19 protein-coding genes are annotated in these 19,141 nt (G+C 69.1%); 6 read left to right on the forward strand and 13 right to left on the reverse strand.

Annotation, left to right across the window (positions count from 1 at the left end):
* Positions 1-632 precede the first annotated feature (632 nt).
* Complete coding sequence (locus OG430_RS16715) at positions 633-1,856, forward strand: cytochrome P450 family protein (protein ID WP_327353297.1); 1,224 nt, start codon at positions 633-635, stop codon at positions 1,854-1,856.
* A 309-nt stretch (positions 1,857-2,165) separates the two neighbouring features.
* Positions 2,166-2,642 (forward strand): winged helix-turn-helix domain-containing protein, encoded by a 477-nt coding sequence (locus OG430_RS16720; protein ID WP_327353298.1) that lies wholly within the window; start codon positions 2,166-2,168, stop codon positions 2,640-2,642.
* 288 nt (positions 2,643-2,930) lie between these two features.
* Here OG430_RS16720 and kdpC read toward each other — a convergent pair whose 3' ends face one another.
* The 4 genes from kdpC to kdpF are packed head-to-tail and all read right to left on the reverse strand — an operon-like array spanning position 2,931 to position 7,395.
* Entirely contained in the window at positions 2,931-3,542 is a 612-nt protein-coding gene (kdpC, locus tag OG430_RS16725) for a potassium-transporting ATPase subunit KdpC (RefSeq protein WP_327353299.1), read from the reverse strand.
* Positions 3,543-3,550: 8 nt separating this feature from the next.
* The gene (gene kdpB, locus OG430_RS16730) at positions 3,551-5,635 is read right to left on the reverse strand and encodes a potassium-transporting ATPase subunit KdpB (protein WP_327353300.1); all 2,085 of its coding nucleotides are present in this window, start codon (positions 5,633-5,635) and stop codon (positions 3,551-3,553) included.
* A complete protein-coding gene (gene kdpA, locus OG430_RS16735) occupies positions 5,632-7,302 on the reverse strand; it encodes a potassium-transporting ATPase subunit KdpA (RefSeq protein WP_327353301.1) in 1,671 nt (556 codons plus the stop codon). The genes kdpB and kdpA overlap by 4 nt, the downstream gene beginning before the upstream one ends.
* A 3-nt stretch (positions 7,303-7,305) precedes the next feature.
* Positions 7,306-7,395, reverse strand: a complete 90-nt coding sequence (gene kdpF, locus OG430_RS16740) for a K(+)-transporting ATPase subunit F (protein ID WP_327353302.1) — start codon at positions 7,393-7,395, stop codon at positions 7,306-7,308.
* A 263-nt stretch (positions 7,396-7,658) separates the two neighbouring features.
* Here kdpF and OG430_RS16745 point away from each other — a divergent pair, with 263 nt between their 5' ends.
* From OG430_RS16745 to OG430_RS16755, 3 genes are all read left to right on the forward strand, one after another.
* Positions 7,659-8,183, forward strand: coding sequence for a hypothetical protein (locus OG430_RS16745; protein WP_327353303.1), 525 nt, complete (start codon positions 7,659-7,661; stop codon positions 8,181-8,183).
* 176 nt (positions 8,184-8,359) lie between these two features.
* A complete protein-coding gene (locus tag OG430_RS16750; protein ID WP_327353304.1) occupies positions 8,360-9,031 on the forward strand; it encodes a TNT domain-containing protein in 672 nt (223 codons plus the stop codon).
* A 29-nt stretch (positions 9,032-9,060) separates the two neighbouring features.
* Positions 9,061-9,612, forward strand: a complete 552-nt coding sequence (locus OG430_RS16755) for a glycoside hydrolase family 25 protein (protein ID WP_327353305.1) — start codon at positions 9,061-9,063, stop codon at positions 9,610-9,612.
* Between the two features lie 161 nt (positions 9,613-9,773).
* On the opposite strand, the gene OG430_RS16760 is transcribed toward OG430_RS16755, so the two are convergent.
* Together OG430_RS16760 and OG430_RS16765 are read right to left on the reverse strand one after the other, a co-directional pair.
* The gene (locus OG430_RS16760) at positions 9,774-10,451 is read right to left on the reverse strand and encodes a FadR/GntR family transcriptional regulator (RefSeq protein WP_327353306.1); all 678 of its coding nucleotides are present in this window, start codon (positions 10,449-10,451) and stop codon (positions 9,774-9,776) included.
* A gap of 147 nt (positions 10,452-10,598) precedes the next feature.
* Positions 10,599-10,814, reverse strand: a complete 216-nt coding sequence (locus tag OG430_RS16765; RefSeq protein ID WP_327353307.1) for an EF-hand domain-containing protein — start codon at positions 10,812-10,814, stop codon at positions 10,599-10,601.
* 142 nt (positions 10,815-10,956) lie between these two features.
* On the opposite strand from OG430_RS16765, the gene OG430_RS16770 reads away from it, so the two are divergent.
* Entirely contained in the window at positions 10,957-11,595 is a 639-nt protein-coding gene (locus OG430_RS16770) for a GNAT family N-acetyltransferase (protein ID WP_327353308.1), read from the forward strand.
* Positions 11,596-11,779: 184 nt separating this feature from the next.
* Here OG430_RS16770 and OG430_RS16775 read toward each other — a convergent pair whose 3' ends face one another.
* From OG430_RS16775 to OG430_RS16805, 7 genes are all read right to left on the reverse strand, one after another.
* A complete protein-coding gene (locus tag OG430_RS16775; protein WP_327353309.1) occupies positions 11,780-13,054 on the reverse strand; it encodes a hypothetical protein in 1,275 nt (424 codons plus the stop codon).
* Between the two features lie 6 nt (positions 13,055-13,060).
* Entirely contained in the window at positions 13,061-13,813 is a 753-nt protein-coding gene (locus tag OG430_RS16780; RefSeq protein ID WP_327353310.1) for a hypothetical protein, read from the reverse strand.
* A 63-nt stretch (positions 13,814-13,876) separates the two neighbouring features.
* Positions 13,877-15,067 carry a YncE family protein gene (locus OG430_RS16785; RefSeq protein ID WP_327353311.1) on the reverse strand — a complete coding sequence of 397 codons (1,191 nt, stop codon included), beginning with the start codon at positions 15,065-15,067 and terminating at the stop codon, positions 13,877-13,879.
* Positions 15,067-15,831, reverse strand: a complete 765-nt coding sequence (locus OG430_RS16790) for a polysaccharide deacetylase family protein (RefSeq protein WP_327353312.1) — start codon at positions 15,829-15,831, stop codon at positions 15,067-15,069. Before OG430_RS16790 ends, OG430_RS16785 begins: the two co-directional genes overlap by 1 nt.
* A 335-nt stretch (positions 15,832-16,166) precedes the next feature.
* Complete coding sequence (locus OG430_RS16795) at positions 16,167-16,670, reverse strand: ATP-binding protein (RefSeq protein WP_327353313.1); 504 nt, start codon at positions 16,668-16,670, stop codon at positions 16,167-16,169.
* Positions 16,671-16,966: 296 nt separating this feature from the next.
* Positions 16,967-17,734: an enoyl-CoA hydratase/isomerase family protein gene (locus OG430_RS16800; protein WP_327353314.1), complete on the reverse strand. Its 768-nt coding sequence runs from the start codon at positions 17,732-17,734 to the stop codon at positions 16,967-16,969.
* Positions 17,735-17,842: 108 nt separating this feature from the next.
* Positions 17,843-19,087 (reverse strand): L,D-transpeptidase, encoded by a 1,245-nt coding sequence (locus OG430_RS16805; RefSeq protein ID WP_327353315.1) that lies wholly within the window; start codon positions 19,085-19,087, stop codon positions 17,843-17,845.
* Positions 19,088-19,141: the final 54 nt, after the last annotated feature.

Genomic DNA, 19,141 nt, shown 5'->3' on the forward strand with positions numbered 1-19,141 from the left:
ACATCCGCGAGACGCCGTCTCACCGCGGAAATCGACGCCGCGAACGCCCTAGCCCAAGAGCCCCGAAGCTCACCTCCAGCACCGGGCGGCACCCAACCGGCGGGTGGGAAACATCTGCCCCGAACTCCTATAGGCCACCTGCAAGATGCCCCCTGAGGGCAACGTGAGGGGCATACCAGGCTCTCAGCGGAGGAAGGTGGAATGTCCCTGAAAAGTCCCTGATCGCAAACCAAGGGAAGACTTATGGGAAAACTGCAGGTCAACCTCATGATTAACAGCGGACCTTTTGCAGGTCAAGTACAAGGAGACGGCGCGGGGCGGGCTCGCGGTCAACGTCATCGAGTGCTGAGCCGCCGCACCGAGAGCTGAATCGCCGCACCGCTTCACCCGAAACGGCCGCCGTTTCCTCCCCGCACCGGGAGGGGACGGCGGCCGTCGGTCGTGCCGGGCCGGCATTCGCGCATTCGTGCGGTCCAAGCGGAGGACGGTCACGTACATTGTCCCGACCGGCGCTCAACTCGGCTGAAAACAATGGGTGTTGATCTGCCGAGGCGTCCGCGAGGCCATGGGGTCCCCGGGCGTGCGGACGAGTGGGAGCGTGTCACGCCAGACTGACCGAATGGAGTGCACGGATGGGAACCGACGTCTGTCCTTATGCATTGGACGTGCTCGGGCGCGACCAGGCGGGGGAAGCCGCGATGCTCCGGCAGCAGGGCGCAGCGGTCCGGGTCGAACTGCCCGGCGGGGTCGCCGCGTGGGCCGTCGTCCGGCAGAAGTACGTCAAGCAACTGCTCGTCGATCCACGGGTGTCGAAGGACGCCCGGCTGCACTGGCCGGAGTTCGCGCAGGGGCGGATCACTCCCGAGTGGCCGCTGTTTCCGTGGGTGGCCCTGGAGAACATGCTCACCACGCACGGCGAGCGGCGTGCGCGGCTGCGGCGGCTGGCCTCGGGAGCGTTCACCTCGCGGCGCGTCGAGGAGCTCCGCCCGCTGATCGAGGAGCTGGTCGAGGGGCTGCTCGACGACCTGGCGGCGGCTCCCGCGGGCCGGCCGGTGGATCTGCGGGCGCGGTTCGCGCGACTGCTGCCGATGCGGGTGATATCCGGGCTGATAGGGGTGGACAAGGAGGCCGAGGCGCTGCTGTGCGATGCGATGGACATCGGGTTCAGCAGTTCGGCCACGGCGCAGGAGATGGCCGGGGCCGTGGCCGACATCGACGGCGTCCTGCAGCGCCTCGTCGACGCGAAGCGTGACCGGCCCGCCGACGATCTGACGTCCGCGCTGCTCCAGGTCCGCGACCAGGGCGACTGCCTGACGGAGGAGGAGCTGCTCGACACCCTGAAGCTCCTGCTCGCCGCGGGCCACGAGACCCTCACCACCTTCATCGGCAACGCCATCGCCGAACTGCTGCTGAATCCGGAGCAGTTGGAGCATGTACGAGCCGGTCGCGCGGACTGGGACGACGTGGTCAGCGAGACGCTCGGCACCCGGGCGCCCTCGGCCTACATGCCGCTGCGCTACGCGGTGGAGGACATCGAGCTGGGCGACACCCTCATCGAGAAGGGCGACGCGATCATCGTCTCCTTCGCGGCGGCCGTCGTCGACCCGGAGGCGTACGGCGCGGACGCGGCGGAGTTCGACGTGCTGCGCACCAAGCGCCGCGACAACCTCGGCTTCGGGCACGGCCCGCACTACTGCCTGGGCGCGCCGCTGTCACGGTTGGAGACCACCATCGCGCTGCGGGCCCTCTTCACGCGGTTCCCCGACATGACCCTGGCCGTCGGCCGCGACGGGCTGCGGCCCATGGAGTCCTTCATCGTCAACGGTCACCGCGCGCTCCCGGCCCTCCTCGGGTAGCCGCACTTCGTGAAGTCCCCGGCGCGGCCCAGTCGTTGCGCCCGCACACGAGCCTCCGTTCCGGCGGGGGCCCGTGTGCGTTCCGGACGGCTGAGACCCATGGGTTCCGGGCGCCCGAGAATGCGACGGTCCCCGGCATAACACCCCAGAACCACCCCTCTCTTCGCGAGCGAATAGGCCGAACTACCCCTCATGACCAGGGCAGATGCAAGCTCCGCGATACGGAAGCTACTTTCCGAATCCAATCCCTCACGTGTAGTGTCGGAGACCGCGGGATCCACTCTTGTCACCCCCCGAGGATGAGTCCACATGTCCGCACATGCGATTCAGGACGCCCCCGTCACCGTCGAGCAAATCGCTGACGGCCGCTGGTTGTTGGCCGCGGAGGACCTGGTACCCGTATCGGTGCAGCGCACCGGTTCCGAGGTCCGGGTCGTCCTGCTCCCGTCCGACGCCGGACACGCCACGCGCATCGACGATGCGCCCCGACTGACCCGGCGCGACCCCATCCGGATCGACCACGAGAGCCGCACGGCCCGCGTCGCCGACCGCACCCTGACCCTGAAGCCACAGGAGTTCGACCTGCTGGCCCATCTGGCACGGCACCCTCTGCGCACCTTCACGCGGCGCGAGCTGCTCGCCGAGCTCTGGGCCAGCTGCGACTCGGGCGGGCGGACGGTGGACGTCCATATCGCCCGGCTGCGCCACAAGTTGGGGCCGAGCTACCGGGCGGCACTGGCGACGGTGATCGGGGTCGGCTACCGGTATGTGCCGGTCGGGACCTGAGGTCATGGTGAAGCCCCCACCACCGGGTGGGGGCTTCGTCACTGCCGTGGTGCCCGGTTGCCGTCAGCCGACGCCGAGGAACAGCCCCAGGCCGAGACACGCATGCAGAAACACGTCGAGGATCATCGTTTTCTCCCTCACCCTTCAACCTTCCCTGTGCGCCGAAGCGCAGGTCGGAGGGTGTCTGCCCAGGAGATACGGGCCTTGATCGGCCGACCGGTCAAACCCCGCTCATGAGCGATCCGGACGTACGCGCCCGGCGTGAGCGGCCACGCGAACGCGCCCCGCTCACTTCGCGGCCAGCTCCCGCACCGCGACATTGAGGGTGAGGACGTTGACGTGCGGCTCCCCCATGTACCCGGCCGTACGCCCCCCGGTGTGCCGGGCCACCAGCTTGCGCACCTGCCCCTCGCCGAGCCCGTTCGCCCTGGCCACCCGTGCCGCCTGCAGATGCGCGTACGCACGGGAGATGTGCGGGTCGATCCCCGAGGCGGACCCGGTGACCGCGTCCTTGGGGACCCTGGACTCCGGTACGTCGTTGAAGGCGGCGACCTCCTTCTTCGCCGCCTCCACCTTCTTCACCAGCTTGGGGCTGGAGGCTCCCAGCTGGCTGGAACCCGTGGCGAGGGGGTCGTAGTCGCCGTTCGAGGGGCGGGGCTGGAAGAACCGGGGGTCGGGCCGGTCCGTGCCCTTCAAGTGGAAGGACTGGCCGATCAGTTCGGAGCCCACGACCCTCCCGCCCGCCTTGATCTTCGAGCCGTTGGCCTTGTCGTGGAAGGCAGCCTGTGCGAAGGCGGTGATGAGCAGCGGATAGACGACGCCGGTGACGACGGTGAGGACGAGCAGGGCGCGGAGGGCGGCCCACAGGAGGCGGCCGGTGCTGTGCAGGGAGGTGTTCATGGCGTACGTCACCCGATCCCGGGGATGAGGGAGATGAGCATGTCGATGAGCTTGATGCCGATGAACGGGGAGATCAGGCCGCCGAGGCCGTAGATCCCGAGGTTGCGCCGGAGCATCTTGTCCGCGCTCATCGGCCGGTATTGGACGCCCTTCAGGGCGAGCGGGACCAGGGCGATGATGATCAGCGCGTTGAAGACGACCGCGGAGAGGATCGCGGTCTGTGTGCTGTGCAGATGCATGATGTCGAGCCGGCCGAGCGACGGGTACGCCACGGCGAACATCGCGGGGATGATCGCGAAGTACTTGGCGACGTCGTTGGCGATGGAGAAGGTCGTCAACGCGCCTCGGGTGATGAGGAGTTGCTTGCCGATCTCGACGATCTCGATGAGCTTGGTCGGGTTGGAGTCGAGGTCGACCATGTTCCCGGCTTCCTTGGCTGCGGAAGTTCCGGTGTTCATGGCGACGCCCACGTCGGCCTGCGCGAGGGCGGGCGCGTCGTTGGTGCCGTCGCCCGTCATCGCGACCAGCTTGCCGCCGGCCTGCTCGCGCTTGATCAGGGCCATCTTGTCCTCGGGGGTCGCCTCCGCGAGGAAGTCGTCGACGCCCGCCTCCTCGGCGATCGCCTTCGCCGTCAGCGGGTTGTCACCCGTGATCATGACGGTCTTGATGCCCATGCGGCGCAGTTCGTCGAACCGCTCCCGCATCCCGTCCTTCACCACGTCCTTGAGGTGGATGACGCCCAGGATCCGTGCCCCCTCCCCGTCGTGGACGGCCACGAGCAGCGGCGTACCGCCCGCCTCGGAGATGGAGTCGGAGACCGTGGCCGCGTCGTCGGCGACCGCACCGCCCTGCTCGGTCACCCAGGCCATGACGGAACCGGTCGCGCCCTTGCGGACCTTGCGCCCGTCCACGTCCACGCCCGACATGCGGGTCTGGGCGGTGAACTCGATCCAGGTCGCGTGCGTCAGCTCGCCCTGGTGGCGCTCGCGCAGGCCGTACTTCTCCTTCGCCAGAACGACGATCGAGCGGCCCTCCGGGGTCTCGTCGGCCAGCGAGGACAGCTGGGCCGCATCGGCGACCTCGGCCTCCGTCGTCCCCCGTACCGGCACGAACTCGGCGGCCTGACGGTTGCCCAGGGTGATCGTCCCGGTCTTGTCGAGAAGCAGCGTCGACACGTCACCTGCGGCCTCAACTGCCCTTCCGGACATGGCCAGTACGTTGCGCTGGACGAGGCGGTCCATGCCCGCGATGCCGATCGCCGAGAGCAGCGCCCCGATCGTCGTCGGGATGAGGCAGACCAGGAGCGCGGTGAGCACGATCAGGGAGGTCTGCTTGTCGGCACCCGCGTACATCGCGAAGGGCTTCAGCGTGACGACCGCGAGCAGGAAGACGATCGTCAGCGAGGCGAGCAGGATGTTGAGCGCGATCTCGTTGGGCGTCTTCTGGCGGGCGGCGCCCTCGACCAGGTTGATCATGCGGTCGATGAAGGTCTCGCCCGGCTTCGTCGTGATCTTGATGACGATGCGGTCGGAAAGGACCTTCGTGCCACCGGTGACGGCACTGCGGTCACCGCCCGACTCCCGGATGACCGGCGCCGATTCACCGGTGATCGCGGACTCGTCGACGGAAGCGACCCCCTCGACGACGTCACCGTCGCCGGGAATGATGTCGCCCGCCTCGCACACCACCAGGTCACCGATGCCGAGGTCCGTACCCGGCACCTGCTCCTCGCTCGTGCCGTCCTTGGACAGCCGCCGCGCCACCGTGTCCGTCTTGGCCTTGCGCAGGGTGTCCGCCTGCGCCTTGCCCCGGCCCTCGGCGACCGCCTCCGCCAGGTTCGCGAAGACCGTCGTCAGCCACAGCCAGGCCGCGATGACCCAGCCGAACCAGTCCCCGGGGTTCTTGACGGCGAGCACGGTCGTCAGGACCGAGCCGACCAACACCACGAACATCACCGGGGACTTGACCATCACCCGGGGGTCCAGCTTGCGGACCGCGTCCGGCAGCGAATCGACCAGGGCCTTGGGGTCGAAGACGCCCGCACCGACCCGGCTTCCTCCGTCGTGTTCCCCCGTGTGCGTGTGTGTGCTCATGCCGCCAGTCCTTCCGCGAGCGGGCCGAGGGCCAGGGCCGGGAAGAAGGTGAGGCCCGTGACGATCAGGATCGTGCCGACCAACAGGCCGGTGAACAGCGGCTTTTCGGTACGCAGCGTGCCCGCGGTGGCCGGGATCGGGGTCTGCTCCGCCAGCGAACCGGCCAGCGCGAGCACGAACACCATCGGCAGGAAGCGGCCGAGCAGCATGCACAGGCCCAACGCGGTGTTGTGGTAGGTGGTGTTGCCGTCGAAGCCGGCGAAGGCCGAGCCGTTGTTGTTGGACGCCGAGGTGTAGGCGTACAGGACTTCCGAGAAGCCGTGCGGGCCGATGTTCGTCATCGAGGACTCGCCCGTGCCGAGCGCCATCGCGAGGGCCGTGCCGACCAGTGCCAGGGCCGGGGTGATCAGGATGTAGCAGGCGGCCAGCTTGATCTCGCGCGTGCCCAGCTTCTTGCCCAGGTACTCCGGGGTACGGCCGACCATCAGCCCGGCCAGGAACACCGCGATGATCGCCATGATGAGCATGCCGTACAGGCCGCAGCCGACACCGCCGGGCGCGATCTCGCCGAGCATCATGCCGAGCAGCAGCACCCCGCCGGACAGGCCGCTGAAGGAGTCGAGGAAGGAGTTGACCGAGCCGGTCGACGTCATCGTGGTGGACACCCCGAACAGCGCCGACGGGCCCTCGCCGAAGCGCTGCTCCTTGCCCTCCATCGCGCCGCCCGCCAGCTGCGAGGCAGTCCCCGGGTGCGCGTACTCGATCCAGGTCACCAGGACGACGCCGACGAACCAGATGAGGCCCATCGCCGCGACGATCGCGTACCCCTGGCGGACCGAGCCGACCATCCTGCCGAAGGTGCGCGGCAGCGAGAACGGGATCAGGAGGAGAAGGAAGATCTCCAGGAGGTTGGTGAAGCCGTTGGGGTTCTCGAAGGGGTGCGCGGAGTTGGCGTTGAAGTAGCCGCCGCCGTTGGTGCCCAGGTCCTTGATGGCTTCCTGCGAGGCGACCGCGCCCGGGCTGATCGCCTGCTGCTCGCCGGTGAGCGTGGTGAGGTGCTGGATGCCGGAGAAGTTCTGGATGGCGCCGGCGGCGACCAGCAGGATCGCCGCCAGGATCGAGAGCGGGAGCAGGATGCGTACGGTGCCGCGCACCAGGTCCGCCCAGAAGTTGCCGAGCTCGCCGGTGCGGGCGCGGGCGAAGCCTCGGATCAGGGCGACGGCGACCGCCATGCCGACCGCCGCCGAGACGAAGTTCTGCACGGCCAGGCCGCCGGTCTGGGTGAGGTGGCTCATCGCCGATTCACCCGAGTACGACTGCCAGTTGGTGTTCGACACGAAGGATGCGGCGGTGTTGAACGCCTGGTCCGCGCTGATCGCCGGGAAGCCGAGCGACAGCGGCAGCTTGTCCTGGACGCGCTGGAGCACGTACAGGAAGAGGACGCCCACGAGGGAGAAGGCGAGGACGGCGCGCAGATAGGCGGGCCAGTGCATCTCCACGTCGGGGCGGGCGCCGATGGATTTGTAGATCCACTTTTCGAGGCGGAGGTGCCGCTTCGACTCGGGCTCGTAGACACGGGCCATGTAGTCGCCCAGCGGGCGATGTGCCAGGGCCAGTGCGGCGATCAGCGTGGCGACCAGAAGGACGTCGGCCAGTACGGGACTCATCGCTCAGAACCTCTCCGGTTTGACGAGGGCGAGGACGAGATAGCCGAGGAGGGCGACGGCGACGATCAGCCCGATGATGTTTTCTGCGCTCACAGCTTGGCCACCCCCTTGGCGATGAGGGCCACCAGCGCGAAGACCGCGACCGTGGTGACGACGAAGAGCACGTCGGCCATCCTGAGCTCCCGAATTAAGGGGTTTAGCACTACTTGCGGTGGTTTTCCCCATACGGTGCACGGTTGGCGGCGACCGCTCTCCCCACGACACGGCGGCGAGCGCCGTCAAAGTTGGATTTCCGACGCGTCAGCTTCGTGTCAACGCCCTGGTCGACGGCCCGCACCCTTCCTATGGTCGGATCCATGACCGCCCCCGAAGGCGCCCCCGAAGCCGTGCTCCACGACCGGAACTGGGCCAGTGAGCGCCGCGAGGCACTGCTCTGCGCCGGCGCGCTGCTCGCCCTGCTGCTCCTGATCGACACCGCCGCGAACGGCCTCGACCCGGGCCGCACCGCACTGTGGGCGGGGCTCGCCCTGCTGCTCTTCGCCGTGCTCCGGCCACCCCTGGTCACCGCGGGCGAGGGCTGGCTGACCTCGCGCGGGATGCTGCGCACCCAGAGCGTGCGGACCGACTGCCTGGTGTCGGTGCGCTGGCTCGACGGGGTCGCCCAGCGGTTGGTCCTGCGCGACCTCTACGGCGTACGCGTCGAACTCGACCCGAAGGTCCTCACGGCCAACCCCGACCTGTGGCACCGGCTCGAACGGGACGCCCGTACGTCCACCGAGCGCGGCCTGCTGACCTGCGGGGCAACCGCGCTGCGGCAGCTGTCGCGGCGCATCGACAGCGATACCGCGCACCTGCTCTTCAAGGTGTCGGGGCTCGACTAGCCCGCCCCGCGGGACCGGGATGCGGGCGCGGGACCAGGACCGGGACGCGGGCGCGGGACCGGGACGCGGGCGCGGGCCGCGGTGGCCAAAAGCGCACCACGGACCACCACGCACTGGTGTCGATCCATTACCTTGCGTTGCTGATGGCACATCAGAAATGTGAGGAGACATCCGAGTTGAACCGAATCCGCCGCTCCTTATCGGCCCTGGGCATCACCGCCGCCCTGGTCGCGGTCCCCACCACCGCGAGCGCCGCCACCCCTGACGACCGGCCCACCACGGCCCGCCCCGCCCCCTGCACGGGCGAGTTCCACGGCGACAAGCGGCTCGGCCCCCGGCATCTGCCCGCCAAGTCCGAGGCGCCGGTCGGTCCCCTGCTCAAGAAGTGGAAGCGCACCGGGAAGCTGAACGACGCGGCCTTCGTGACCAAGTACTGGGAGGGCCCCGCCGACACCGGCAGTTGGAAGTACCCGCCCAACGACGGCTTCGCCGAGGTGAACGGCGAGATCGACAAGGAACCGGCCAAGCTGCGCACCGGACAGCGCCTGGACCGCTTCGGCTCCGAGTACGGCGCGTTCCTGGCCCCGGCCGGGGACCCGTACAAGGAACGCGCTCTTCCCCCGACGAACCTCAACTCCCCCTCCCCGGCGGAGCCTTGCAACTATCACGTGTACAAGGTGACCAAGCCCTTCTGGGTGTGGCAGGGCGGCATCGCGCCCTGGTTTGAACAGCCTGGGGGCGGGCAACAGATCAAGCTCGACTCCGTGTTCCTGGACCCGGGCGAGGGGCAGCGGCTCAATGTGAAGTGGCTCCTTGAACACGGCTATCTGGCCGCGGCGCAACCCTAGGCGTCGCGGCACAACGGGAGGCGGCCCTCATGTTGCGTGGCATAGACGTCAGTTCGTACCAGTCCTCGTTCGGCACGGACGGCGTCGACTTCGTGATCGTCAAGGCGACGGAGGGCCGCTCCTACATCAACCCCCGCATGAACGCCCAGGCCAAGAAGGCGCGGGACGCGGGGTGCGTGGTGGGCTTCTACCACTTCCTCTGGCCGGGGAACATCGCGGCCCAGGCCGAGTACTTCGTGACGAAGGCGGCGGAGCACGGCGGGGATCTGCTGGCCTGCGACTGGGAGACGACCGGGGAGGGGACGCATGCGAGCAATGCGCAGAAGGATCAGTTCATCAAGGAAGTGAAGCGGCTGCGGCCGAACCATCGCGTCCTGCTCTACACCAATCGAAATTACTGGCTGAACGTGGACACGACGAGCTACGCGGGCGACGGTCTCTGGATCGCCGACTACGTCACGGCCGGCAAGCCGCGCATCAAGGCCGATTGGCGCTTCCACCAGTACACGGACCAGCCGCTCGACAAGAACGTGGCGGACTTCGCGAGCCGGGACGCGCTGCGGGAGTGGGCGACGCCCTAGGGCCTGTCCGGCGGATCTTCGCGGGCCCACGACGCCTGGCACGCACTCTCGCCGCACGCCCGAATCACCCAAGTACGTCCAGTACGAGGGCGATCCGGGCGCACGCCGAGAGCACGCACCAGACGCCGCGGGCTCTTCCGCGAAGATCCGCCGGACACGCCCTAGCCCCTCAGGTGGCCCTCAGTTGCCCCTCCGGTGCCCCTCAGCCGCGCCAAGGTCCGCTCCAGCTCGGCCCGGACCTCCTTGCCCGCCCGCGTCGCGTCGCCGTCCCGGATCGCCTGGACCAGGGCGGCGTGCGCCGGGCCGGGGTCGTCGGTGGGCGGTGCCGGCGGGTCCACCAGGTCGAGCGCCGCCTGGCGCAGCACGGGCGCCAACTCGTCGAAGAGGTCGGCGAGTACGGGGTTGTGCGCGGCCCGCACCACCGCCGCGTGCAGTGCGAAGTCGGCTCCGTGGGCCGCCGCGTGCCCGGCCGCCAGCGTGGCGTCGAGTGCGTCGAGGTCCTCGGGGGTGCGGCGCTCGGCGGCGAGGGCCGCGGCCTGGACCTCGATGAGCAGGCGGACCTCGTGGACGTCGGCAACTGCCGCCTTGCGCAGGCGGGTCGGCCAGTCCGCGACCGGCTCGGTGGCCATGACGAAGACGCCCGCACCCTGCCTGGGCTGCACAAGGCCCTCGCTGGTGAGGGCGCGCAGGGACTCGCGGACGGTGGAGCGGCCCACGCCGAGTTCCTTGGCCAGGTCGGTCTCACCGGGCAGCCGGTTGCCGACGGGCCACTCCCCTGCGGCGATCCGGTCGCGCAGCCGGTCTGCGGTCTGCTCGACCAGGGGGCGGGCATGCGACATCGGGCTGGGCCTTTCCTCGGGCTGCCCATCGTAGGGCGAAAAGGGGCAAATCCCCCTTAAGGCTCAAGGCTTGAGAGGGAAGCCCCCAGGACCCGAAGACGCCGGGCCCGGCTCGTGACGGTGCGCGTGCCGGGCCCTGGCCTGGGGTCAGGACTTGCTGACGTGGGCCCAGAACTCGTCGAAGGACAGCAGGCCGTCGCCGTTCTGGTCCTTGTCGGATATGACCGCGGCCGCCACCGACCCGGTGACGTGGTAGTCGCCCATCCTCGCCATGGCCTGCGCGAACTCGTCCGCGGTGATGAACCCGTCGCCGTTCGCGTCGAACTTCTTGAACGTCTCGCGCGCCTCGTCGATGGTCGCCACAGGAGCCTCCCCTTGATCATTGCTTTGTTGACTGCCGTGTCCTCGGCAATGGTCAGATTAACGGCCGTGGTCCGCGCTCAGTGCAGCGGGCAGCTGCGGCCGGGGCCGGCAGCAAGGGCTGGAAGCAAGGAAAGGTGCGACTATGCAGATGACGTTGAGCGAGACGCTGGAGGCGGCGGCCCGGGGGAAGTTCCCGCCCATGGACGGCACCACCACCGTCGTACCGCAGCCCGGCCCGCGCGATGCGGGAGTGCTCGCGTGTACCGCGCACTCCGTGGTCTTCACGGACGAGGATCCGGATTGGGTACGCGCCACCTTGGCGTCCCTCGACTGCGACGCGCTGTCCGCGACGATGAACCCGCGCTTCCTCGCGGCCCTCCTGGACCGCACCGGCCGCACGATCGACACCATCGACCTGCTGACCGTGGCCGACCGGCTGCCCGGTGCTCCCCCGCTGGACCTGCGGGAGATCGAGGACCCGGAGCACCCGCGGGTCGTGCGGGCCAGGCGCCGCCGCGACGGGGTCCGCGTCTGGTCGGCCGACGGCGGGGTGCTCGTGCTCGGCCGCGGCGTGGCCGGGCGCTGGGAGGCGGCCATCGAGGTGGACGAGGCGGTCCGGCACCAGGGGCTCGGCCGGGCCCTCGCGGTGGCGGCGCGGCATCTCGTGCCGGACGGCGATCTGGTGTGGGCGCAGCAGTCGCCGGGGAACGCGCGCAGCGTGCGGGCCTTCCAGGTGGCGGGGTACCGGCCGATCGGCTCGGAGGCGCTGCTACTTCCGTAAAGCGGAATCAGGGATTCAGTTCCGGACAGAGGCAGACCTGATCGCGCCATTTCCCCCGTCACCCCTACGGCACACCGCCCCCCTCAGGACTAACGTTCTCCTTGTCTGAAACGGGAGTACCCCAGGTGGACGGCGCCCGGGGAACTCCCGTCATTTGCATCGGGATCCCGCGCTTCAGGGACCCTCACGTCAGGAACCGCTCCGGCAGCTCGCCCGCCTGCTCGCGCAGCATCCGGTGGCGCCCCTCGAAGGCGGCGCGCGCCTCGGGCAGCACGATCTTGCGGTGCCAGTCCTTGTCGAGCTTGCGCAGGTTCTCCGCCATCAGCTGGTCATGGGGGCGATCCGGGTTCTCCCACCAGTAGAGGTGGAAGAAGGGCCCGACCAGATGGGCGCAGCCGTCCGCGGACGAGGCGATGCGCACCTCCACCGGGGCGCGGGAGAGATCGAGCTCCGGGGCGCGGTCGAGCATCCGGGCGTACGCCACCACGTCGGCCACGAATGGCTCGTCGAGCCCCGCCTCCCGCAACCGCAGCGCGCCTTCGCTGAGGGTGACCTGGTGACTCGGGCTGTTGTGCAGGGCCTTGCCGTAGTCGTGCAGCCACACGAGCGCCGAGACCTTGGCGCGGTCGGCCCCCGGGTAGTGGTCGAGGAGTTCGGCGGCGAGGCGTTCCACGAGCTCCAGGTGGTACGGGACGTACCAGCGGTGGTGCCGGAACGTCGGGGCCGTATAGGCCCGGCGCATCACCTCCCGGAACGCGGAGACCGCGACCAGCTGCCGCACCTCACCCAGCCGGGCGCGCACCTCGTCGGGGGTGTAGCAGGGCGGCATCACACGGGTGCCGACCGGCTTGGCGGCACCTGCCGGGGTGTACACATCGGTGTCCTGGGTGACCGGGGCCAGCTCCAGGGCCAGCGTCACCGTGGGGTCGATCCGGCCGGGCGCGGGACCGGCGACGTGCACGGTCTCGGGCGGCAGCGCGTAGGTCTGACCCGCCAAGTGGTCGATCACAGAGGCGAGTTGGAGGGTGGCGGAACCCAGCTCGTCGAAGGTGCAGCCGGGCGGCGGGGTGTGCGGGCGGTGCCGGTAGTGGCGGTGGACCGTACCGGTGGCGCCCGCCTCGAAGGTGGTGCTGCGCAGGGCGCCGGCGAGGACGCGGGAGGTCAGCGCCCAGCGGTGGTTGTGCGGGTCGGCCTGGAGCGGGGCCCGCCGCCACAGGTGCAGACGCAGGCGCTCGGCACGGCCGGGCACGGGCGGGAAGCTGACCTTCTCGAAGCCGTTGGCGTGGGTGTACGACTCCTCGCACGTGGTGGTCAGTTCGGCGGGGGTGGCGTGGTCGAGGGCCGCGTCGAGGAGGGCCCCGACGTCGAAATCCGCGAGCCGCTTCGCGTACTCCTCCGTGCTGACCGCGCGCTCCCCGAGGAGCGATTCCAGCAGGCCTCCGATCCCGGCATCCGTCATCGAGCCTCACGCTCCCAGCCGGTCGAAGTCGAAGTCGGCGCAGTCTGCCCACAGGGTCTCGGCCTGATGCTCGTAGCACTCGTACCAAGGGCCGTCGCGGCGAGTCAGCCGGAAGTGGGGTCGGCTCTCGCCGTGCAGACGGTAGCCGTAGAGCTGGACGAACAGGGTGCCCGAATGGCGCTTTCCCTCAGTGAAGTTGAGACCGAAGGTGAGGGCCGTGTGCGTGGTGCGCACCTGGAGGTCGCCACCGACGTCCTGCTTCAGCCGGCGGAGGGTCCGCAGGGAGGCCGTGATACCGGCCTGGATCGTCTCGTCGTCCGGATTGCTGCGCTGGTGCCGCGCGTGCAGGGCCGCGCTCCCGGCCTCGGGGTCGGTGAGCAGGATCCGCAGCCGGGCACCCTCCCGAAGCCGCCGCTCGAAGGCCCCGTAGGACTGCTCGATGGTACGTGCCAGGTCGACACCGATGAGCAGAGTGTCGGCCGAGGCCTCGCGTACGTCGTTGATGTCGGGCGGAAAGTGCTCGGTGAACCGGTCGAGCGTGGCATGCGCCGCCGCCGACCGCTCCACCGCGGCCCGCGTGGCCAGCACATTGAAGGCCAGGATCGCGAGCAGGCCGAGGACGATGCTGGGGGTCTTGTCGACCGGTACGACGTCCACCAGGGACAGCACACAGACCACGATCCCGGCCACGATCGTGACGTACACATCGAGGTTCTTGCGCTGTGCGAAGTCGCTGCGGATCTGCGCGAAGACCGCCATTCCTACCCCTTGGCCGCTGCCCGGTGACCATCGTCTCCCAGGCAGCGGCCAACTGGCAGTCTCCTAGCGGAAGATGCCCGTGTGGCCGAGCGAGTAACGCCCCGGCTGCGGATAGACCGCGAGCCCGTGCGGGCCGCCGCCCACCGGGATGCGGGCCAGCTGGACACCGGACCTGGTGTCGATGGCATACACCTCGGAGTCGTAACGCCCGGACAGCCAGAGGACCTTGCCGTCCGCCGAGACGCCGCCCATGTCGGGGCTGCCGCCGTCCGGGAGCCACCACTTCTTGGTCAGCTTGTTCTTGGCGAAGTCGAAGACGGAGATGGAGCCCTCGCCCCGGTTGGGGACGTACATCTCCTTGGAGTCACGGCTGATGTAGAGGCCGTGGCAGCCCTTGCCGGTGGGCAGCAGCCTCGGGGTGGTGAACTTGTCGCCGTCCAGGACCCACATGCCGTGCGCCATCATGTCGGCGATGTAGAAGGTCTTGCCGTCGGGCGAGATCTTCACGTCCTGCGGCATCGCGCCCTCGAAGGGCAGCTTGAGCTGGCCGACGACCTTCATGTTCGCCGTGTCGACCTTGAGGAGCTCGGCGGAGAACTCGCAGGACACGATGAAGTAGCGGCCGTCGAGCGAGAAGTCGGCGTGGTTGACGCCGTAGCAGCTGACCGGCTCGGTTTTGACCCGCTTCATGGTGTGCGGGTCGCGGAAGACCAGCTCGCGGTCGAGCGAGGCCATCACGATGGCGTGCTTGCCGTTGGGCGTGAAGTAGAGGTTGTACGGGTCGTGCACCTCGACGTCCGGGCCGCCGCGCTTGGCTGTCTTCGGGTCGATGGGGGTGAGCGTGTGGCCGCGGTTGTTGTTGACCCAGAGGGTCTTCATGTCCCAGGAGGGCACGACGTGTTGGGGCTGGACCCCGACGTCGATGGTGTCGACGACCTCGTACGTCTTGGGGTCGATGACGGTGACCGTGTTGGAGTTGGTGTTGGGGACGTACACGCGCTGCGGGAAGTCCTTGACCACGGGTGACAGCTTGTTCGGCCGGTCCGCCGCGTAGACGTCCTTGGCATCGAGGACCGGTGGCATTCCGGGCAGCCCGTAGATGCCCTTCGGCTGGGCCGGCTTGACCGGGGCCTTCTTGCCGAAGGCCGCGTCCGTGGTCTGGTCGGCCGGGGTCGCACAGCCGGCCAGGGAGGCTCCCGCGACGAGGACGGCGCCGCACAGCAGCGCGCTGGTTCGCTTGGTGAGGTGCAGCATCAGGTCAACAGCTCCGTGGTCGTCACCGCGCGCAGGCCGCGGCGGTCGAGTTCTTCCAGGACGGCGGGCAGCGCGGCGACCGTGTCCGCGTACCCGAAGTGCAGGCTCACCACCGAGCCGTTTCTGATCTGCCCGGTCACATTGCTGACGACGGTCGGGGCGCCCGGCGAGGTGAAGTCGAGTGAGTCGGTGTCGTACGAGAGGACGTGCGGGTAGCCCGCACGGCGCGCCAGTTCCGCCACGAGCGGGCTCGCCCCCTGGGCGCGGGAGGGCCTGAACCAGGTGCCGATGGACCCGGTGAGGCGGCGCAGCCGGTCCGCGCAGCCGGTGATTTCGGCGTAGGCCTCCTTGCCGGGAAGGGAGTTGATGTCGATGTGGCGCTGTGTGTGGTTGCCCAGCTCGTGTCCGCCGTCGAGGATGCGGCGGGCCATCGCGGGGTGCTCGTCCAGCCAGCGCCCGACGGCGAGCACGGTGACGCGGGCGCCCGCCTGCTCGGCCTGGCCGAGCAGGGCGCGGGCGGTGGCGGGGTCGCCCTGGCCGTGGAAGGTGAGGGCGACGCGCTGCGCGGTGCGGGGGCCGTGCTCGATCTGGGCGGGCAGGCCCGGGAACCTGCGGGGGGCCGGGGCCGGGCCGTGGGGTGCGGGCCGTTGCGCCTTGGCCGGGGTGGGCGCGGCGGGGCGCGGGCCGGGTTCGGCCCGGGAGCAGGCGGCAGTCAGGGCTCCGGTGAGCGCGAGCAGCGCACCACGACGATCGATTGGCGTCACATCGTCATTTAAGGGGCTTGAATCGCAAAAGGTAATGATTGACCCAAATTAGGTCGTTTGTGGTGCGCGGCCTCGAAGTCGGGTTCCCTTGAGCCTCTCTTGAGCTTACTCGACACTTACAAGGCAAGTGGGCCGGATCACCTTTGATTCAATTGGCGTTGCCGCAATATCTCTGCCATAGTCAATGCATCGACCCTCATTGACCCGAGTTCGGTCGACCTAGCAACCGCGGATCACACCCCCGAAGATCTGCGGTGCACCACACAGAAGCCCCCGTGGCGTCGCACTACGACGCAAGGGGGCTTCTGTGCATACGGGGCCGGGAGGCGGGAGCTTCAGCGGTCGGCGATCCGCATCTCGAACCACGTCGTCTTGCCGCGCGGCAGCAGATCCACGCCCCACCGGTCCGACAGCTTGTCCACCAGGAAGAGGCCGCGGCCGCTCGTGTCCATCTCCTGGACCGGCATCAGACAGGGCAGGCCGCGCGAGGGGTCGCGGACCTCGACCCGGATCCAGCCGCGCCGGCGCAGCATCCGCAGGCCGAAGACGCGGGCCCCGGTGTGCCGCACGGCGTTGCCCACGAGCTCCGAGACGAGCAGCACGGCGGCCTCGGCGATCTGCGGGGAGAGCGCCCACTGGCGCAGGACGACCACCTGGGTGAGGCGGCGCGCGGTGCCCGCGGACTCGGGGCGCGAGGGCAGGGGGACCTCCGCCTCCGTCGGGTTGCCGAACAACTCAAGGGCCTTGAGAGCCTGTTCGTCCTCGACGGCCGGCGTCCACCGCACCACGGTCGCACTGCCGTGCCGCTGTGGTTGTTGACTTTCCTCCAGCCCCGCCATGTCACCCATCATGGCCGCGTTTCGCGCCTCGCGGGGGCCTTACGGCGGAATACGCCCCCCGGAACCACCGGTTCCGGAGGGCCTGATCGGCATATGCCTAAGGCACTTAAGGGTCCCTTGCACCTCAACTGACCTGCGATAACCGCCCGTTCATGGATGATCACTCACGGTTGAGGGCAAGACAGGCTTAAGGCTGCCTTAAGCCGCAGATAATCCGCCACTTGGGGAGTACACGGTCAACTGACGCTGATTCAGTGCGGTAAGTCGGCCGGATCAGGCGACCAACTCGGCCCGCATCAGACGAACTTGGCCTTGCCCGGCCCCTCCTCCACGAAGCTTCGCATGCCCCGCTCGCGGTCCTCGGTCGCGAACAGCCCCGCGAACCAGGTGCGTTCGATCGCGAGGCCCGTGTCGATGTCGGTCTCCAGACCGGCGTCGATGGACTCCTTCGCGGCGCGCAGCGCGAGCGCCGGTCCCTGCGCGAGCTTCGCCGCCCAGGCGTGCGCCTGCTCGTACACCTCGGCGGCCGGCACGACCCGGTCCACCAGGCCGAGAGTGAGGGCCTCGTCGGCCTTGACCATGCGTCCGGTGAAGATCAGGTCCTTGGCCCGGGACGGTCCGATGAGCCGGGCCAGGCGCTGGGTGCCGCCCGCGCCCGGGATCAGGCCGAGCAGTATTTCGGGCTGGCCGAGCTTGGCGTTGTCGGCGGCGATGCGGTAGTCCGCGCAGAGCGCCAACTCGCAGCCCCCGCCGAGCGCGTACCCGGTGACGGCCGCGACGACGGGCTTGGGGATCTTCGCCACGGCGGTGAAGGCGGCCTGCAGGCCGCCGGAGCGCTTGACCATGGCCGCGTGGTCCATGGCCTGCATTTCCTTGATGTCCGCGCCGGCGGCGAACACCTTCTCGCCGCCGTAGAGGATCACGGCGCGTACGTCGTCCCGGCGGGTCGCCTCCTCGGCGAGCTCTTTCATCCGGTCCTGGATCGCGACGTCCAGGGCGTTCATCGGCGGACGGTCGAGGCGGATGGTGCCGACGCCTTCGGAGACTTCGAGATTCACGGTCATGGGGGCAGGTTAATGGCCGTTCACGCAGCGGGGCCCATGCCGTTGCTCACAGCATGAGGCCCCGCGTACGTACGTCTGAAGTGTGTCCCGAAGTGCGCTACTTCGAGGCTACTTCTCCCACTTGTCCCAGGCGAGGTTCCAGGCGTTGAGCCCGTTCCACCACTGGATCGTCTTGTCCTCGGAGTTCTTCACGACCACCACGTCGCCGATCATCGACTGCTTGAAGAACCAGGCGGCCGGGGTCTTGCCGTCGTAGCCGCCGCGCACGTCGCGCAGGCCGACGCAGCCGTGGCTGGCGTTCTGGTTGCCGAAGACTCCGGCGCCCGCCCAGTAGTTGCCGTGGATGAACGTGCCCGACGTGGACAGGCGCATCGCGTGCGGCACGTCCTTGATGTCGTACTCGCCGCCGAAGCCGACCGTCTCGCCGTTCATCCGGGTCACGGTGTGCTTCTCGGTGATGACCATCTGGCCGTTGTACGTCGTGGTGCCGGGGGCGCCCGAGGTGATCGGGATGGTCTTGATGGTCTTGCCGTCCCGCACGACCGTCATCTTCTTGGACTTGGCGTCGACGGTGGAGACCTGGCTGCGGCCAACGGTGAAGGTGACGGTCTTGCTCTGCTCGCCGTAGACGTCCGGGCGGCCCTCGACGCCGTCGAGGTTGAGCTTCACGGTGACCTTGGTGCCGGCCTTCCAGTACTCCTCGGGCCTGAAGTCCAGGCGGTCGTTGCCGTACCACTTGTGGCGGACCTCGACCTTGGGCTCCGTGGTGATCTGGATGGCCTTGGCCACGTCCTCGGGGTTGGTGATCCCGCGGGTGAAGTTGACCGAGAACGGCATCCCGACGCCGACCTTCGAGCCGTCCTCGGGCGTGAAGTGGCCGACGAAGGTGTTCTGCGGAGTGAGTGTGGTGAAGGAGGAGTCCTTCGCCGACTCGCGGCCCTCGGAGTCCTTCGCGACGGCGTGCACCTTGTACTTGGTGGAGGCCGCCAGGTGGTGCTCCGGCGTCCAGCCGGCGCCGCCGTCCGTGATCTTGCCGGCTACGTCGTTGCCCTTGGTGTCCTCGACGGACACCTCGGTCAGCTTGCCCTTGTCGGCGGAGACCTTCAGGGCCCCGCTCGTCGCGACCGACTTGGCGCCGTCCTTGGGCGCTATCGTCACGACCGCCACGGACGGCTCATTCCCACCGGCCTTGCCGGCACCCCCGCCCTTGCCCTTGTCGTCCCCGTCGCCGCCGCCACCGCATGCCGTGACGGCCAGCAGCATCGTGCCCAGGACCAGGGCCAATGGGCCCCTCCCCCTGGAAACCCGCCGCCGCGCACCAACCGATGCCCCCGATATCGGTCGCCCGTTCAAGATGTGTCTCCCCTCGCACGGCCCTGGTCAGGCCTGCACCCCAGCGCATCCCGC

It is taken from the genome of Streptomyces sp. NBC_01304 (assembly GCF_035975855.1).
In the GTDB taxonomy this organism is placed as follows: Bacteria; Actinomycetota; Actinomycetes; order Streptomycetales; family Streptomycetaceae; genus Streptomyces.

Excerpts from the sequence above, each read along its gene's own strand:
- OG430_RS16715 (WP_327353297.1), top strand. The coding sequence starts at position 633 with ATGGGAACCGACGTCTGTCCTTATGCATTGGACGTGCTCGGGCGCGAC.
- OG430_RS16720 (WP_327353298.1), top strand. The coding sequence starts at position 2,166 with ATGTCCGCACATGCGATTCAGGACGCCCCCGTCACCGTCGAGCAAATC.
- kdpC (WP_327353299.1), bottom strand. The coding sequence starts at position 3,542 with ATGAACACCTCCCTGCACAGCACCGGCCGCCTCCTGTGGGCCGCCCTC.
- kdpB (WP_327353300.1), bottom strand. The coding sequence starts at position 5,635 with ATGAGCACACACACGCACACGGGGGAACACGACGGAGGAAGCCGGGTC.
- kdpA (WP_327353301.1), bottom strand. The coding sequence starts at position 7,302 with ATGAGTCCCGTACTGGCCGACGTCCTTCTGGTCGCCACGCTGATCGCC.
- OG430_RS16745 (WP_327353303.1), top strand. The coding sequence starts at position 7,659 with ATGACCGCCCCCGAAGGCGCCCCCGAAGCCGTGCTCCACGACCGGAAC.
- OG430_RS16755 (WP_327353305.1), top strand. The coding sequence starts at position 9,061 with ATGTTGCGTGGCATAGACGTCAGTTCGTACCAGTCCTCGTTCGGCACG.
- OG430_RS16760 (WP_327353306.1), bottom strand. The coding sequence starts at position 10,451 with ATGTCGCATGCCCGCCCCCTGGTCGAGCAGACCGCAGACCGGCTGCGC.
- OG430_RS16770 (WP_327353308.1), top strand. The coding sequence starts at position 10,957 with ATGCAGATGACGTTGAGCGAGACGCTGGAGGCGGCGGCCCGGGGGAAG.
- OG430_RS16775 (WP_327353309.1), bottom strand. The coding sequence starts at position 13,054 with ATGACGGATGCCGGGATCGGAGGCCTGCTGGAATCGCTCCTCGGGGAG.
- OG430_RS16780 (WP_327353310.1), bottom strand. The coding sequence starts at position 13,813 with ATGGCGGTCTTCGCGCAGATCCGCAGCGACTTCGCACAGCGCAAGAAC.
- OG430_RS16785 (WP_327353311.1), bottom strand. The coding sequence starts at position 15,067 with ATGCTGCACCTCACCAAGCGAACCAGCGCGCTGCTGTGCGGCGCCGTC.
- OG430_RS16795 (WP_327353313.1), bottom strand. The coding sequence starts at position 16,670 with ATGGCGGGGCTGGAGGAAAGTCAACAACCACAGCGGCACGGCAGTGCG.
- OG430_RS16800 (WP_327353314.1), bottom strand. The coding sequence starts at position 17,734 with ATGACCGTGAATCTCGAAGTCTCCGAAGGCGTCGGCACCATCCGCCTC.